Annotated in this window: 19 protein-coding genes; 15 read left to right on the plus strand and 4 right to left on the minus strand. The window is 35.5% G+C overall.

From position 1 onward, the window contains the following. Nucleotides 1-83: 83 nt before the first annotated feature. Together ACMAYL_RS00005 and ACMAYL_RS00010 are read right to left on the minus strand one after the other, a co-directional pair. Entirely contained in the window at nucleotides 84-1,097 is a 1,014-nt protein-coding gene (locus ACMAYL_RS00005; RefSeq protein WP_412462495.1) for a glycosyltransferase family 9 protein, read from the minus strand. A gap of 79 nt (nucleotides 1,098-1,176) precedes the next feature. Further along, a complete protein-coding gene (locus ACMAYL_RS00010; RefSeq protein WP_158246790.1) occupies nucleotides 1,177-2,214 on the minus strand; it encodes a porin in 1,038 nt (345 codons plus the stop codon). A 121-nt stretch (nucleotides 2,215-2,335) separates the two neighbouring features. Here ACMAYL_RS00010 and rimM point away from each other — a divergent pair, with 121 nt between their 5' ends. From rimM to ACMAYL_RS00045, 7 genes are all read left to right on the plus strand, one after another. Next, nucleotides 2,336-2,869, plus strand: coding sequence for a ribosome maturation factor RimM (gene rimM / locus ACMAYL_RS00015; protein WP_103216953.1), 534 nt, complete (start codon nucleotides 2,336-2,338; stop codon nucleotides 2,867-2,869). Continuing rightward, nucleotides 2,870-3,592 carry a tRNA (guanosine(37)-N1)-methyltransferase TrmD gene (gene trmD, locus ACMAYL_RS00020; protein WP_103216954.1) on the plus strand — a complete coding sequence of 241 codons (723 nt, stop codon included), beginning with the start codon at nucleotides 2,870-2,872 and terminating at the stop codon, nucleotides 3,590-3,592. A gap of 13 nt (nucleotides 3,593-3,605) precedes the next feature. Continuing rightward, a complete protein-coding gene (locus tag ACMAYL_RS00025) occupies nucleotides 3,606-4,187 on the plus strand; it encodes an RNA methyltransferase (RefSeq protein WP_103216955.1) in 582 nt (193 codons plus the stop codon). Between the two features lie 67 nt (nucleotides 4,188-4,254). Next, the gene (gene rplS, locus ACMAYL_RS00030) at nucleotides 4,255-4,617 is read left to right on the plus strand and encodes a 50S ribosomal protein L19 (protein WP_103216956.1); all 363 of its coding nucleotides are present in this window, start codon (nucleotides 4,255-4,257) and stop codon (nucleotides 4,615-4,617) included. Between the two features lie 65 nt (nucleotides 4,618-4,682). Continuing rightward, nucleotides 4,683-5,345, plus strand: a complete 663-nt coding sequence (locus ACMAYL_RS00035) for a ribonuclease HII (RefSeq protein WP_392992259.1) — start codon at nucleotides 4,683-4,685, stop codon at nucleotides 5,343-5,345. Next, nucleotides 5,323-5,610 carry a hypothetical protein gene (locus ACMAYL_RS00040; protein WP_412470552.1) on the plus strand — a complete coding sequence of 96 codons (288 nt, stop codon included), beginning with the start codon at nucleotides 5,323-5,325 and terminating at the stop codon, nucleotides 5,608-5,610. The genes ACMAYL_RS00035 and ACMAYL_RS00040 overlap by 23 nt, the downstream gene beginning before the upstream one ends. A 47-nt stretch (nucleotides 5,611-5,657) precedes the next feature. Further along, entirely contained in the window at nucleotides 5,658-6,128 is a 471-nt protein-coding gene (locus tag ACMAYL_RS00045; protein ID WP_103216958.1) for a hypothetical protein, read from the plus strand. On the opposite strand, the gene ACMAYL_RS00050 is transcribed toward ACMAYL_RS00045, so the two are convergent. Then, the gene (locus tag ACMAYL_RS00050; RefSeq protein ID WP_103216959.1) at nucleotides 6,119-6,502 is read right to left on the minus strand and encodes an STAS domain-containing protein; all 384 of its coding nucleotides are present in this window, start codon (nucleotides 6,500-6,502) and stop codon (nucleotides 6,119-6,121) included. The two genes, ACMAYL_RS00045 and ACMAYL_RS00050, sit on opposite strands and share 10 nt — an antisense overlap. Before the next feature lie 131 nt (nucleotides 6,503-6,633). Between ACMAYL_RS00050 and rsmI the strand changes: the two genes are divergently transcribed. From rsmI to ACMAYL_RS00090, 8 genes are all read left to right on the plus strand, one after another. Then, nucleotides 6,634-7,452 carry a 16S rRNA (cytidine(1402)-2'-O)-methyltransferase gene (rsmI, locus tag ACMAYL_RS00055; RefSeq protein WP_412470553.1) on the plus strand — a complete coding sequence of 273 codons (819 nt, stop codon included), beginning with the start codon at nucleotides 6,634-6,636 and terminating at the stop codon, nucleotides 7,450-7,452. Between the two features lie 73 nt (nucleotides 7,453-7,525). Further along, nucleotides 7,526-8,293 carry an MBL fold metallo-hydrolase gene (locus tag ACMAYL_RS00060; protein ID WP_412462497.1) on the plus strand — a complete coding sequence of 256 codons (768 nt, stop codon included), beginning with the start codon at nucleotides 7,526-7,528 and terminating at the stop codon, nucleotides 8,291-8,293. 46 nt (nucleotides 8,294-8,339) lie between these two features. Further along, nucleotides 8,340-9,611: a hypothetical protein gene (locus tag ACMAYL_RS00065; protein WP_412469434.1), complete on the plus strand. Its 1,272-nt coding sequence runs from the start codon at nucleotides 8,340-8,342 to the stop codon at nucleotides 9,609-9,611. Continuing rightward, entirely contained in the window at nucleotides 9,547-11,958 is a 2,412-nt protein-coding gene (locus tag ACMAYL_RS00070) for an LPS-assembly protein LptD (protein ID WP_103216963.1), read from the plus strand. Before ACMAYL_RS00065 ends, ACMAYL_RS00070 begins: the two co-directional genes overlap by 65 nt. Further along, nucleotides 11,955-12,587, plus strand: coding sequence for an aminodeoxychorismate/anthranilate synthase component II (locus ACMAYL_RS00075; protein ID WP_412469435.1), 633 nt, complete (start codon nucleotides 11,955-11,957; stop codon nucleotides 12,585-12,587). The genes ACMAYL_RS00070 and ACMAYL_RS00075 overlap by 4 nt, the downstream gene beginning before the upstream one ends. Before the next feature lie 10 nt (nucleotides 12,588-12,597). After that, nucleotides 12,598-13,263 (plus strand): hypothetical protein, encoded by a 666-nt coding sequence (locus ACMAYL_RS00080; protein WP_103216965.1) that lies wholly within the window; start codon nucleotides 12,598-12,600, stop codon nucleotides 13,261-13,263. A gap of 24 nt (nucleotides 13,264-13,287) precedes the next feature. After that, on the plus strand, nucleotides 13,288-14,046 hold the full coding sequence (gene surE, locus ACMAYL_RS00085; protein WP_103216966.1) for a 5'/3'-nucleotidase SurE: 759 nt from the start codon (nucleotides 13,288-13,290) through the stop codon (nucleotides 14,044-14,046). Nucleotides 14,047-14,101: 55 nt separating this feature from the next. After that, nucleotides 14,102-14,755, plus strand: coding sequence for a M23 family metallopeptidase (locus ACMAYL_RS00090; RefSeq protein ID WP_103216967.1), 654 nt, complete (start codon nucleotides 14,102-14,104; stop codon nucleotides 14,753-14,755). Here ACMAYL_RS00090 and ACMAYL_RS00095 read toward each other — a convergent pair. Further along, nucleotides 14,732-15,325: an exonuclease domain-containing protein gene (locus ACMAYL_RS00095; protein WP_103216968.1), complete on the minus strand. Its 594-nt coding sequence runs from the start codon at nucleotides 15,323-15,325 to the stop codon at nucleotides 14,732-14,734. The genes ACMAYL_RS00090 and ACMAYL_RS00095 overlap by 24 nt on opposite strands. Between the last annotated feature and the right edge of the window lie 19 nt (nucleotides 15,326-15,344).

Genomic DNA, 15,344 nt, shown 5'->3' on the forward strand with positions numbered 1-15,344 from the left:
GACTAGGAAGATGCACCTTCTATATAAAAAGCCAGATCAATGATCTGGCTTTTTTTGTTTGTGGGTAAAAAAAATAAGTCACACTACTTCAAGATTGAATTTACCTTTTCAAGTACTTCCTCAACAGTAATAAGATTCATCATATCGTCTTCTTTTATACGAAAGCGCCAAGGGACATCGTTCTCTGTTTTATGAAAGTAGTGTTCTAAGGCCCTAGGATAGGCATTAATACAGTTTTCTATTTGACCGAATGGTCCAGTGTATTCTGGAGGTACGGCCGTATATAAACCTATTACCGGTGTATTTAGCGCTGCTGCCATATGGGCAGGTCCAGAGTCTGGAGCAATCACCATTCTAGCTTTTAAAAAGACATTCTTAAGTCCATTAAGAGATGTTTTTCCACATAGATTTATGATATCGGCCTGTGATTCTTGTTCAATAGAATCACATATATCTTTATCGCTTGGAATTCCAGTTAGTACAATTGGTATATTGTGTAGCTCTTTTATTTTGTTTGAAAGCTCGATGTAGCGCTTTGTAGACCAAGTTCTTTGAAGTGAAGAAGCTTTTGGATGTATAACGATAAAGTCTTTTGGAGGAAGTTGTGAAACTTCTTCAGTCGTAAAAGGTAAGTTGAATTCGATTTCGTTTGAATTGATTCCTAAGTAATCAGCGAAGCCTAAAAAAGCGTCTACAGAATGCTCCTTCTTGAAAGGGATTGATTCATTGATGAATATTTTTTGTAGATCACGTCCTCTTTTTGAGTCAAAGCCAATTTTTCTCTTAGCTTTTATAAATGGGTAGATAAAATTAATTCTAAGGTTTGCCTGTGTACATAGAAGTACATCAAAGTTGTAAGGGGCAAATACACTTTTTAATTTAAAGTAGTCTTTTAACTTCTTTGGCTTATCAATTCTTATAAGTTCAATATCCTCAATTCCTTCGATTAAAGGGGCAAAGGTATTGCTCGTTATAAAATATATCTTAGCTTTTGGAAGGGCCTTGCGAATGCGATTAAGCATTGGAAGTGTCCAAATAATGTCCCCAAGGGCAGATGTTCGCATAATAGCGATTGATTTAATTTGATCTAATTTCATGTGGTTATTATAGTGATTTTTTGTGAAAAAGAAAGGCCCACTTTGCGTGGGCCTTAAAGTATTTAGCTAATAATTAAAATTAGAATTTTAATTGAACACCAGCTGCTGCCATTGATGCATCATTTTGTGTTGCACCAGTATCAACTTCATATGTTAGGTAAGTGATATTGAAGTCAATATTCTTATTAAGCATATATCTGTAGTGAGCTGCAATTTGAGTGTAGTCATTATTAAGATCTTTCTCATCACGATTTTGGTAAGTAACAGAGAAAACATTCTTATTTAGCATATAAGTGATACCAGCAAGAATACGATTAATTTCGCTATCAGCTACTGTCGTGTCGTTGTTTTCGATACTGTAACCAAGGTTGATTTTGAAGCTTCCTAGTCCAAGATTTACACCTGCTAGAGTGTAGTTGCTATCTTCAGTTGAAGCACTTGCCCATTGGTCATAACCAGCGTAAACGTCTAGATCTACCTTATCCATTTTTCTTTGGTATCTTACTAGACCTGAGTAGTGTGTATCGCCGTAGTTAGCTGTTGGGTCGTTATCATTTCCATTTCCACGATCTGTTGAAAGAGCGATTGTAAGACCACCCATACTTGGTGTTTCGTAAGAGAACATGTCTGTTCTTGCACGGTATCTAAAACCAAGACCACCTGATGCTGCTCCATCAATTCTAGCACTAGTATCAGAACCGGCCATTGAAGCTACTGTTGAGCTTAGTGGATCTGATTTTAGCATTACATAATCAAGTGGAGTATATGTTTGACCCATCTTGAATGTACCAAAAGAAGTCTTTGCTCCAACTGCAGCTTGACGCATTCTGATTCTGTAATCATTACCAGAGTTTGATTTACTTGAGTTAAGGCCCATTTCAAGTACGTAAGTACCTTCAATTCCTTCTGTTCCCCATTTTCCTGTAGCTCCTAGTCTAGACTCAGAAGAATCAACGTCTACAAAGCCAGAAAAAGAAGTTCTGTTTGAGTTTTCGTTGTCAGTGTAAAGTGCAACTCTGTTTAATTTTCCGTAAATTGTTGGCGCATCAATTGTTGCTGTCGCCGCGATTGCTGGAATTGCAACTAGCGTAGCTGCAACTGTCATTAGTTTTTTCATAATTCTCTCCATGAATAAATAATCTAATATAAATATTAAAACGAGAGGTTACAAAATTGGCAAGTTAAATACCTGAAAAATATAATGATGATTTAATGAAGAGAGCATGGTATAAGGCAGCATGAAGAAAAATTTAGAAAATATGGTTTTACTTGGTACGGCAACTAGGCCTCATGGAATTAAAGGTGCTTTTGTTTTTAATCTTGAAAATAAAGTGAATAGTGTCCTTGAAAATGGCTCAACTTTTATAGCTATGCCTTTAAGCGGAAGTAAAATAAGTAAAGATGGCGAAGAGAAGGAGATTAAAACAATTTCTTTTGGTAATAAAGTCATCGCATATTTAAGTGGTGTTGATAATCGTAATATTACAGAAGATATGCTTCCTTTTGAAATCTACGTAAGTCGAGATATTTTTCCTGATATTGAAGATGAGGACGAGTTTTACATGTCTGATATTGTCGGTCTTGATGTTTATGACTTAGAAAAAGAAGCGGTAGTGGGTAAAGTTGATAAGTACTTTGATAATGGAGCTCACATTGTTCTAGTGACAAAAGTAGGTGGCAAATTTGTGGATATCCCATTTGTTGATCATTTTGTTAAATTAGTTAATTTAGAAGAGAATCGTGTGGAATGTTATATTCCACATCTAATGTAAATGAAGAAAGTTTGGGTCCTTACATTATTTCCACAATTTTTCACTGCCTTTAAAGATAGTGGAGTCATTGGTAAGTTCTTAGGTAGTGAAGTTGAGTTTAACCCTCTCTACCTTGGAGACTTTTCACCAAAGAGTTTTAAAGGTGTTGATGGAGCTCCGTATGGGGGAGGGCCTGGAATGGTTATTCGCGCAGATGTTTTAGAGCGTGGAATTAATCATATCCTAGAGACAGAATCTCTTGATAAGTCTCAGTTAGAGATTATTTATACTTCTCCTCGTGGTGATGTTTTTAATAACGAGGAAGCCAAGTTGTTAGCCAAAGACTTTCAACAAAATAATAAGCAGTATGTTTTTATTTGTGGGCGATATGAAGGGATTGATGAGCGCTTCATTTCTCAGTATGTAACTAAAATAATTTCTCTTGGAGATTATGTGTTATCTGGTGGAGAGTTGGCCGTCATGACTATTGTTGATGCTATGATGAGGTTTTTGCCTAAAGCTCTTGGAAATGAAGATAGCGCAATTCTTGATTCTTTTGAAGATGGACTTATTGAAGGTCCTGTTTATACAAGGCCTTCTGAGTTTAATGGCATAAAAGTTCCCGACGTTTTACTCGAGGGAAATCATAAGTTGATTGATGAGTTCAATCACAGTAAAAAACTAGAATATACAAAGAAGTATAGGCCAGATTTGTATAAAGCCTATATGAGAAATAAAGATTAAGGATATACCAAAGATGAAAGATAATATTTATCTAGGCTTAGTACACCACCCAATTAAAAATAAAAGAGATGATATTGTTACGACTTCAGTAACGAATCTTGATATACACGACATCGCAAGAAGTTGTCGTACTTTTGGGATTAAGAACTACTTTATTGTAACGCCACTAGAGGCCCAACATAAGTTAGTTAATAGAATCCTAGGACACTGGGAAGAAGATGATGCAGGAGCTTATAATCCTGATCGCCAAGATGCACTTGCCATTGCACGCCTAGTAAACTCTGTGGAAGAGGGAATCAATAAAATCAAAGAGATAGAAGGTGTTGATCCTTTGGTCTGTGTTACTGGAGCAAATTTTGAATCAAATAACGGTGTAGAAACTGACCTGATCAATAATGCGCGCCTTGACAAAAAGCCTATCTTCCTGTTATTTGGTACAGGATGGGGTCTTCATGCACAAGTACTCGAACGGGCACATTTTGCGCTTGAGCCAATTTTTGGTGGAAGTGCTGATGGGTATAATCACTTGTCTGTTCGCTCGGCAGTTGCCATCTATTTAGATCGACTGAATAGTGCCTCTGAGACCATGAAATAGAACTTACTTAAGAACAACACGGTGTTGGTCCTCTGAGAAGTTCAAGACGTTAAAGTAGGAGTTCGTAATGAATTTAGTAGACGTTGTAAATGAAAATTACAAGAACACAAACGTAGAATCATTCCCAACATTTAAAACTGGGGATACAGTTGCTGTTCACGCAAGAATCACTGAAGGTCAAAAATCTCGTATTCAGATTTTCCAAGGTGTAGTTATTGCAATGAAAGAAGCTGGAAAACTTACTGGTCACTTCAGAGTTAGAAAAGTTTCTTCTGGAATTGGTGTTGAAAGGGTATTCCCATTCCATTCACCAAACGTAGAAAAGATTGAGATCGTTCAAAGAGGTAAATCTAGAAGATCGAAACTTTACTACCTAAGAGATCGTTCAGGTAAATCTGCTCGTATCGCAATTGACTACGATAGAAAATAATCAAAACTATTTAAGTCATAGAAGGGCCCCTAGAAATAGGGGCTTTTTTTATTTTAGGGTCAAAAATGTTTGAATCACAGTTTGTCGATAACCATAAATTTATCTTAGCAACAGATGAAGTAGGTAGAGGACCTCTTGCAGGCCCTGTTGTAACCTGTGCTGTAAAGGTATCAATTGATAACTTGAAGTCTCTCGTCGAAAGGCTAGATTCAGTTGGTGTGACAGATTCTAAAAAATTAACACTTAAAAAAATGGAGAGTATTCTCAAAGAATTGGGGGTAGAGAAGTTTTCAAAATTCAATGAACATGAACTATTTCAATACAGTGTTGAGAAAGTTGCGCCAAAAAAAATTGATGAACTCAATATCTTTCAGGCGAGTTTATTTGGAATGAAAAAAAGCTGTCATAATCTTCTTTGCGATTCAAGTTCAGTCGTTCTTGTTGATGGAAAGTTTCCATTCTCTTCAAAAAAAATTAACGATATTCATCCGATTATTAAGGGTGACTCAAAATCATCACTCATTGGACTTGCTTCAATCATTGCAAAAGTGTGTCGTGACCACCTTATGATAAGAGAGGCGAAAAAATATCCTCATTACGGATTTGAAAAAAATGCTGGTTATCCAACGGCCGTCCATCGCAAGGCCATAGAAGATTATGGTATCACCCCGATTCATCGAAAATCATTCAAAGGGGTAAAAGAATTTGTCACTCAGGAAAATAGCTAAAGGAAGTTCATTAGAACTTAGAAAGTCTCGACTTGTTCACTCTGAATCTGTTCCTCTTTTGGTTTGTTCGACAATGCTTCGTAGGCATGGTTGTGGGCAAGTCGATATAGCAGGTATTTATAAGCTAAATGGAGAGTTTCTCATTAAGCTGTTTGAAGTTAAATCGAGCGGTTTTATGTCAGAGTCTCAAAGGTTGAGGTTATTAAATAGTGCTCATTTTATCTCTTCTTATTTTGAAATATCGTGCACAGTGTCGCTAGTTTGAACAACATTTACCTTGCATCGAACGAGGCCTTCTTTTACAATTTTCATATGGTTAAAAAATTATTCTTAATTACTCTTTTTATTTCAACAACTTTTACTAGCTTCCAAGCAAAAGCAGATATGGATCCTCGTGTGAAAATCGTCGCTTTAAATGCAGGATATGGAACCGTTGGAGGAGCTCTGCTCGGTACTGCTGCCATGGCATTTGGTTCTTCGGGACGCTCAGTTGCAATTGGTGCATCTCTTGGTCTTTATGCTGGATTAATTTTTGGTGGGTATATTGTAGGAAGCCATGAGTACAGAAAGAATGATCGTATGCAGCCTAGCCAAGAAAATTATTATTATCCAGATACAAATGATAGCCCTTATCAAGATTCTCGCTACCAGGGTGGTGGTTATAATTACCAGGGATCAATTAATCAGGATGGCTTCTCTTTAGAAGGCCCGGCCGAAATTGGTTTTAAACAAGAGCGCCCAGGCCAAGATTTTTATGTGAATCTTTTAAATTATCAGTTCTGAAAAGTACGTTTTCTCTGACCGTAGAATTGTGAAAGCTCTGTATCGTCAGTTTCGAATTCGTTAATTAGAATATCCATTGCATCAAAGTTATAGATTTTGAAAACTTTTAAAAACTCTGGCGCAACATTTGAAAGTCTAACTTGATCACGTCTTTTATTTAATGCTTTGATTGTATCAACGAATACACCAATTCCTGAAGAGCCAACAAAGTTAAGGGCCGTCAGGTCAAGAGTGATTAATGAAGTAGGGTGAGTGTTAGTGATTGTAGCTAACTCTTGCTTAAGAGGAATGATATTTTCATAATCCATTCCACCTTCGATATGGACAGTGATATTTCCTGTTGAATCTGTACGTACTCTTGCTTGCATTGTCATTTAAACTCCTTCTTCTACAAAATAACAGCATCTAATAATTATTGTAACGCATTGCGTATTAAGATTTTAGATGGAAGTTATTTCTTATGTAAGTTATAAATAAGGGGAATCATTAAATATTAGGACTAACTTTGAAACTGACTCTAGTAACAACACCAATAGGAAACCTTGGAGATATAACTGAGAATATGCGTCAGGCATTTGTGAGTTGTGATCTCGTTTTGGCCGAGGATACTCGTGTTTTTCGCTCACTCTTATCAAAATTAGAAATAGAGCGTTCAGATTTAAAAGTTGTCTCATTTAATGATCATTCACAGGATCGTCTTAAGTATTTTCTTGATTTAATCAGATCGGCACAACACCCAATTCTTGTCTCTGATGCTGGAAGTCCTATCATTTCTGATCCAGGGCATATTCTAGTGAAAGAGCTCATTAATGAAGGCGGTGAGGTTACATCAGTAGCAGGGCCTAGTGCAGTTACTGTTGCACTTGAGTTAAGTGGAATGGCACCAAATCCATTCTGTTTTTATGGATTTCTTCCACGAAAAAAAGGTGAGATTTCGGCAAAATTCCAACAAGCATATCAGACAAATGTAACATCTTTATTCTTCGAATCACCACATCGTATTCATGGGACACTAGAGCAATTGTCACAAGAATTTCCAGAAGCGCAGGTAAGCGTTTGTCGCGAATTAACGAAGAAGTTTGAAGAGTGTATACGCTTTAAAGCACAAGAATTTAAAACTGATTTGGTTAATGCAAAAGGTGAGTTTGTTTTGGTTGTATCATGGCCTAAGCTAGAATCTGGAGCAACAGCATCTAATGAAGAATTTGAAAAGTTGGCCCAAAATTATCTCGGTAAGCAAACGCCGAAAAACCTTGCAAAACTTCTTTCAAAGATTACAAATCGAAAAACACAAGAGATTTATCAAGAGCTTACTTCTAAATAAACCTATTTTTTCAGTATCTTATTACTAGTAAAAATTTCTAATCCAAGTTAAAATTAAATAAATTGGAGTTAGAATGATCGTTAAAGTCATTGGAGGCCACGGTGGGGTCTCACCACAGTGTCGGGCCACATCGTACTTGGTGGATGATAAATTATTAATTGATGCAGGATCTGTTGCAACAGGTATCAGTGTAAAAGAACAGATAAATATAGATAATATTCTTATCTCACACTCTCATCTTGATCATATTTCTGACTTAGCATTTTTGGCCGATAATTGTTTTGGTTTAAAAGGTGACCCATTTTATATTTGGACATCTAACGAAGTTCAAACAAGTATTCAAAAGCATCTTTTAAATGATGAAATTTGGCCGGATTTTACTAAGCTTCCAACTAAAGATGATCCAACTCTTAAGTTTTCAAATATTGAAAATGGTGAAACAAAGAAAATTGGAGAGTATACAGTTCACGCAATTAAAGTGAATCACTTTGCAGGCTCTCTTGGCTTTATTATCGAAAAAGGTGATTGTGCAATCATCTTTACACAAGACACCGGGCCTACAGATGCAATCTGGCAAAAGGCCAAAACAATCAAGAATATTAAAGCAATCTTTTCTGAGGTTAGTTTCCCTAATTCTTATGATCAGTTGGCCAAGGATAGTCGTCACCATACTGCGCAGACGATGGGGCTTGAGATCGCAAAGATGCCTAAAGATATTCCAATTTACTTAGGGCATCTAAAGCCAAATTACTTAGACCAGTTAACGAAAGAAATTGAAAAAATTAATACTCATGGACGAATTAATATTATTGGTTCTGAGAATAAGAGCTATCAATTTTAATAGATTTTTATAGTCAAAAATTTCTTTTCGTGAGATATCTCTTGCCGTGAAAAATACAGATAATTTCCAAAGTCAAAAACTTGAAGAGTCATTTCTAAAACGTCTTACACTTTTATGTGGAAAGGAGAGTTTTAGACCTAAGTTAGATCATATCAGAGATTTTCTTTCTCAAGACAGACGCGTTATTGAAGCAAGGTCTAAGGTTATTATCGTAGGTGGTACTAATGGGAAAGGTGAAACTTCCCATAGCTTAAGTTACTTATATGAACGTGCAGGGTTTACAAGTTGTCTTTGGACTTCTCCGCATGTTTTATCAATCACTGAGCGCTTTAAATTGAATGAAAAGAATATTTCGATTGAAGAGCTAACAGAATTATTAGATGAGAATGAAGAAGTCATCAAAAGTTTAAAGCTCTCTTTTTATGAAGCACTATTTGTTCTTTTCATTAAATTTGCACTTAAGCATGAAACTGACTTTGTCATTCTTGAGGTAGGCTTAGGCGGGCGCTTTGATGCAACAAATATCTTCACAAGGCCAATTGCTGCTATTACATCAATTGGATTAGATCATACAGAAATTTTAGGTAACACATTAAAAGAGATTTTATTTGAAAAATATGGAATCACTCGTTTTGGTGGAAAACTTTTTGAAAATATTGAGCAGACATTTCTAAAAGATATTCTTTCTCAGTGGTGTGAGCGCGATGATATCACTTTAACTTCTGTATCTAAACAAAGTGATTTACCATATTTTGAAAGAAATAGGCAGATGGCCGTTGCGCTATTTGAAGAATCAACTCAGCAGAGTCTTGATAAGGATTCGTTGAAGAAAATTGAGTGGCCTCTTACTCCTGGACGTTGGGATAGTATGCTGGTTGGAGATAGGGAGTTTGTTTTTGTTGGAGCTCATAACCAATTAGGCCATAAAGTACTTTTAAAAAGTATTTCAGATTGTCAGGGCAAAGAGTCATTTGATGTACTGATGAGTTTCTCCACAGGTCGTGAAGATCAAATTAGTAGTACGATTAAGCTCTATAATACTTATCCTTGTATTATTAAATCAGTGAATATTTTAAGCTTTCAGCACGAGAGAGCATTAAGTAAGGAAACACTTCAACAAAACTTAAAGACTGGCACAAAAGTGTATGAAATACACGATTTTCTCGATACAATATTAAGTACTAATGAGGAAATTGACACAGAAAAACAATCAAATATCGAATCACTTAGATCTGGTTCCAACAAACTTCTTGTTGTGGGCTCTTATTACTTTATCGCTTGTATGCAAAAGTATCTTCGTACTAAGTATTCAAAATAATATCTACGCAGATACTCCAAAAGTTTTAGCTTTTGGAGAAAATGATGAAGTCCAAATTCTTTCTGATAAAGCCTATCGTAAAAGTAGTGATAACTCTTATGAAGCTCACGGCAATGTTATTATCAAGCTTGGTACAGATACAATCTATGGTGAAAAGGCCAGCATCTCTCTTGCGACGAAAATTGGTAAGATTTGGGGAAATGTTCGCTACGCCGGTGCCAAATTTAATCTTTATGGAACACAGATTTCATACTCTCTTCAAAAGGCCGAGTTTTCGGTACAAAATGCAAAACTAGTTGATGAAAACTTTGTCCTAAGAGGTAAGGAAATTGTTCGTCATGATAGTGGAGTTTTTAAAGCGATTGAGGCGGAGTTTACAACATGTAAAGATTGTCCTGAGTCTTGGAGTATTCAAGGGCAAGAAGTCACAGTTGTGCCTGATGATTATATTAGTCTAAAGCATGCATTTGTTAAGATTAATGGTGTGATCATTGTTTATATCCCATATGTTTCACTACCTATTAGAAAGGTTAGAGAGTCAGGGCTCCTTTTTCCAACGATCGGTCTTGATTTTGATGAGGGCTTCTACTTTAAGCAACCAATTTATTGGGCAATTAATGATAATAGTGATGCTACTTTTTCACCGACTGTTTTTGGTAAGCGTGGAAATGGTCTAGCTCTTGAGTATCGTAACTCTCTTGGTAAATATTCTAATATCGAATTTGATGGGAAAACTGTAAACGATAAAATTTGGCAGCCAGGTAAGCTCGATCTTGAACCAAGTGGCAAAGATGAGATTAGGGGGGCGTACAAGTTTAACTATTTTTATCATCCAAATAATAAATTATCATTTTGGGCAAACTCTACTTATTTAACAGATCTTGATATTCAAAGTGATTATGAGGAGTACTTCGAAAAAAATATCTATATGGGTAGTGAGAAAGGCTCTCGTATTTCTACTGATTATATGGGTGATTCAGTTATCGCAAACTTATACTCTAGTTTTATGAGCAATAGTATCTTCAGTGATCCCGAAGGTTTCGATACTGATTATGTACAAAATACTGTGAGACTAGGATTAGGACATAGACCTTTTAATATTTTTAATTCGAAAGGTGTTCTATCAAAAATAAACTTTTATCAAAATCTAAAGTTTGATTACTTTAAACAAGATGTTGTTAACGAAAATCTCTATTATAGAAATATTCAGCGTTTTGACTATAACCCTTCCTTAGAGTTTGTTTTAAGGCCGATCTCTCATATTAATATAAAAATGGAATCGGGTCTCGATGCTCAATACTATGTACTTCCTACAGAGAAACTTGAGAAGCAAAACGGTTATAAGTATGGGAACTATGTTAATACTTCAATGTGGGTCGATATCGAAAAAATTTATGGACGTGCTTATATTCAAGAAGAGATTATCAAGCCTGTTTTAATCGAAGATGAGGAAAGAAACTTAATTGCTAAAATTCCACGTACAGAAAAAGAAGAATTAGACGTAAGAAAGCTTTATCGTTCTTCGTATAAACATAGTTTAAAATTCGGTGTGAACCATTTTTATTACAATGCTCAAAAATATCGTGGAAATAAGAGACTAGGGGATCAATTCGCTCTTCTTGAAGACAATGGGCGTTTTGATGAAAGAGATATTATTAGAGGTCGAAATAATACACTTCAAGATGTATCGACTCGTACTGATTTACCTGAATCAAATACGATTGAATTAGTGTTTAACAATAATATTTTAAAGAAAACTCCTAAGCCTAATTATCAGATGTTTAAGAATTTTAATTATCAACTTGATAATTATGAATATTCCAAAATTGCTTATTTCAATATCTCTCAAGGTTTAATCCTAGAAGATAATGAAGAGTCAACGATTGATACTGATGATAGGCTGACAAGGCTTGCAATTTTAAGTGGTCTTAACTTTAATAACTTTTCGCTTAATTTGTCAGAGTATTATTTCCATACAGAAAGTAAGCATATTACTTCATTGACAATGAAGCATGATTTGAAAAGATTTCAATATGAACTAGGCTTCAACTACGACTCTTTCTCTGAAGATCGACGTTATTTTACTATTGATGTTGATTTTGAATTAAATGATATCTTTTCATTTAGAACTGGTTATTACTATGACTTCGAATTAGAAAGGGTATATGAATCTTATCTTGGAACTCGTTACAATCCACTTAATAATTGTTGGGTATTTGATATTGAATATCGTCAAAAGGATGAGTTTGTTAATAATAAATTAAATCTTGATCAATCAATCTCATTGAAGATTTTAATTAACTACAATGCTAAGAATTTTGATTCAGTCTTTGGGGTAACTTTGTGAGACTAGTCTTTATCGACTTTGAAGATAGTTTTACAAATAATATTCTCTCTTATTTTGATCAGTTTGATTTTCATATTGATATCGTAAACTTTCGAAATCTTTCTAAAAGCAATATTTCAGACCTCCTAGAAAATCAACTAGTCGTTTTAGGGCCAGGCCCTGGCCACCCAGAGGAATATTTAAAATCCTTTGTAAGTGTTGGTGTCAACTTTAAAGATGAACTTTCAAAGGCCAAGCGGATCATAGGGATATGTCTTGGTCATCAATTAGTTCTTAATATTTTTGATGAACTTCGAGTTGTGAGAAGCTCTAGGCCAATGCATGGTCAGGCCATTACGATGAAGCTTGAAGAAGATGAGGATCTATTTGATTGTTTTAATCGAGAAGATAGGACTGAGCTAATTCATGCCAAGCTTCAGCGCTATAATTCTTTAAAAGTAGAAATTGATAGTGGAGAGTATAAGTCTGGTAATAAGGAGAGTCTGACTCAATTCATTTTCGACAATAACGATGAATTATTAATGGCATACCGCCCGAACTTCTTTTTTACGATGCAGTTTCATCCTGAATCAGTTGGTACCTCATGCAATAATATCCTCTTTGAAGCAATGAATAAGTTTTTAATGTAGAATTATTAGGATGAGATTTGTACTAGAAGGTATATACGACAAAAGAGGATTTAAATTTGCCAATGAAATGGCAAAAGGGGCCTATGGTTTTGATTTTAGACCTAGGAGTTTTAATTTTATCCAAGGTTATGTCATTGAAGAACTTTTAAAAGAATCACTTCTAAAGCTTGAAGATATTATTGAACTACATTTTGAAAATGATGCTCCATTTGTAGTGGATTCAATTATCGAACAAGTTGCAAAAATTCATCCAAATATCAGAATTAACTATGGTACTAGTGGACTTCACACTAAAGAAGAGTTGGAAAGATCTGGTAAACCTTTTTCTATAATTTTTGATATCTCTGACTCACAAGTTTACGAAAAAATTCAGTCTCACTTATGTCAAAGTGTCGTTTTCCTATATGATGATATTCATCAGATGGCGCAGCAGGGACAATTAAATAGCTTCATTGTTAATTTTTATACAAAGGTTATGTCTTCTAAGAATGAGAAGTTTGAATTAGGTATGAAACTAAACTGGGATTCAAATCTTTCAATTGGAATTATTGAGCAACTAGATCCTGACTATATTAAGTTTGAAATCTCATCTCAAGTTGAACGCTGTTATCGAAATATTGATGTTCCTAAGTTATCAGAATACTTTGGTGCTACGATAAAGGCCCTTGCTATTTAATAGCTTTTGATTAATAAGTAATCTATGAATATTTTACTCTCAAATGATGATGGATACTCTGCTGAAGGAATTCAGTGTCTTTATGAAAGTCTAAAAGATATCGCCAATGTTGCAATTGTCGCTCCTGATAAAGAGCGCTCTGCTACATCTCAGGCCTTAACTCTTCATGACCCAATTCGCGTAGAAAAAATTAATGATTACACTTTTAGTTGTAATGGCTATCCGGCCGATAGTGTATTAATTGGAATAAACTCTGTTTTAGACTTTAGGCCAGATTTGGTTATTTCTGGAATCAATCACGGGGCCAACCTTGGACAAGATATCTATTATTCTGGAACAGTTGGTGCTGCAAGACAGGCCGTATTTCAAGGAATAAGGGCCATTGCTGTTTCTACTGTTATGAGATCATCTGATGATGTTAGGCACTTTCAGACGGCCGCTGGAGTCGTTAGAGAGCTCGTTGAAAAGAAGTCTGAAGCATTGCTTGCAATGCCTGAGTGCTCACTGTTGAATATTAATGTACCAAATGTGTCGGCCAATGAGGTTGGAGAGATCGTTTGGACAACACCTCAGATGAGAAGATACAGTGAAGAAGTCTATGAAAGGGTAGATCAAATGGGCCGTCAGTATTTTTGGATTGGTGGATCTCCTTTAGAAATCGATCCAGACACGACATCTGATCACCATGCCATAATGAACGGAAATATTTCGTTTTCTTTCCTAAACCTTTTGAATTTTTCGTCCGATGTATTCCATGAATGGGCGGCAAAAATTTCCAAATAATTTGAAATAATTGATCATTTTTGTCCTCATTTGAAAATTAAACGAATGAGGACGAATGAAGAAGTCATTGCTATTTCTTATAACATTAATGTCGCTACTTAGTTGTACGACCCTTAAAAATGGGCGCTATATTAAGTTAACGGATAATTATAATGCTAAGAAATTAGCAGAGATTTTTAGTATCCCTGAGTGGCAAATCGAAGAGTTTAATAAAGGTGCTGCCTTTAAAAAAGGTGATACGATCTTTCTACCTTATAAGAATGGTATTTTATATAATCGTGTTGAAGGACGATCTATTTCTTCTATTAACTATCAAAAGCTTCGTCAAAGCTCTCGCTTCCTTTGGCCTGTGCCATCATCTAATCGTGTAACTTCAGGTTATGGGCATCGCTGGGGCAGACCTCATGAAGGTATTGATATTGCTGCCCGTAAAGGGACATATATCGTTTCGGCCGATTCTGGTGTCGTTGTTTATAGTGGTAGGAAGTCAGGTTACGGTAATATCACAGTCGTTTCTCATATTGGTGGATTCTTCACTGTCTATGCTCATGCACATAAGAATTATACGAGAAAGGGACAAAAAGTTGCTCGTGGCCAAGTTATTGCTTCAGTAGGAAATACTGGTAAATCAACTGGTGACCACTTACACTTCGAAATTCGACATGACTCTAAGGCCTTTGACCCTCTAGAGTTTTTTCACAAGCACTAGGTCTAATAACTTAAAGTACATTAGAGCAGTGTTAACAGCATCTTCAAGTGCCGTGTGAGCAACATCACCCATATTTAAAAACTTCATAAGTTTTGAGCCTGACTCACATTCTGCTGGTATGATGTCCATATCAATGAGTCCGTAGGCAATACATGAAAGATCAAGTTGACGGTGCTCAAAGTAAGTTCTCATAAAATCCCAGCCAAGATCTCTTGTCATAAAAGGAAGATCAATCGCACTCATCGATTTTCCAAATAGTGTGATTTTTTTATTTCCAAAGTATTCTTTAACTTCTGGTGATTCAAAATATTTAATAAGCTCTTGTTTGAAGTCTTCAATTGCAACGCCTTCAGAGTGGGCCTTTTCAATAAGTTCTTTATTATGATCAATAACCCATTGGTTTAGATTTGGCTTTAACTCTTCAAAGCTTGGGCATTTTATATAAAAATGTTTTTGAAGTTCTTTATTAATTGTTTTTGTTTTTGCACAAAAGGGAACCATTGCAAATTCGATGATTAAATCTTTTTCTTCAAGTCCAGTAGCTTCAATATCGAATGATAAGTAACGCATAGTTTTTCCTTTTTTATAT

The organism is Halobacteriovorax sp. RT-2-4, from assembly GCF_047085445.1.
Taxonomy (GTDB): domain Bacteria; phylum Bdellovibrionota; class Bacteriovoracia; order Bacteriovoracales; family Bacteriovoracaceae; genus Halobacteriovorax_A.

Coding starts and splice junctions, on each gene's coding strand:
- ACMAYL_RS00005 (WP_412462495.1), bottom strand. CDS start 1,097: ATGAAATTAGATCAAATTAAATCAATCGCTATTATGCGAACATCTGCC.
- ACMAYL_RS00010 (WP_158246790.1), bottom strand. CDS start 2,214: ATGAAAAAACTAATGACAGTTGCAGCTACGCTAGTTGCAATTCCAGCA.
- rimM (WP_103216953.1), top strand. CDS start 2,336: ATGAAGAAAAATTTAGAAAATATGGTTTTACTTGGTACGGCAACTAGG.
- trmD (WP_103216954.1), top strand. CDS start 2,870: ATGAAGAAAGTTTGGGTCCTTACATTATTTCCACAATTTTTCACTGCC.
- ACMAYL_RS00025 (WP_103216955.1), top strand. CDS start 3,606: ATGAAAGATAATATTTATCTAGGCTTAGTACACCACCCAATTAAAAAT.
- rplS (WP_103216956.1), top strand. CDS start 4,255: ATGAATTTAGTAGACGTTGTAAATGAAAATTACAAGAACACAAACGTA.
- ACMAYL_RS00035 (WP_392992259.1), top strand. CDS start 4,683: ATGTTTGAATCACAGTTTGTCGATAACCATAAATTTATCTTAGCAACA.
- ACMAYL_RS00045 (WP_103216958.1), top strand. CDS start 5,658: ATGGTTAAAAAATTATTCTTAATTACTCTTTTTATTTCAACAACTTTT.
- ACMAYL_RS00050 (WP_103216959.1), bottom strand. CDS start 6,502: ATGACAATGCAAGCAAGAGTACGTACAGATTCAACAGGAAATATCACT.
- ACMAYL_RS00060 (WP_412462497.1), top strand. CDS start 7,526: ATGATCGTTAAAGTCATTGGAGGCCACGGTGGGGTCTCACCACAGTGT.
- ACMAYL_RS00080 (WP_103216965.1), top strand. CDS start 12,598: ATGAGATTTGTACTAGAAGGTATATACGACAAAAGAGGATTTAAATTT.
- surE (WP_103216966.1), top strand. CDS start 13,288: ATGAATATTTTACTCTCAAATGATGATGGATACTCTGCTGAAGGAATT.
- ACMAYL_RS00090 (WP_103216967.1), top strand. CDS start 14,102: ATGAAGAAGTCATTGCTATTTCTTATAACATTAATGTCGCTACTTAGT.
- ACMAYL_RS00095 (WP_103216968.1), bottom strand. CDS start 15,325: ATGCGTTACTTATCATTCGATATTGAAGCTACTGGACTTGAAGAAAAA.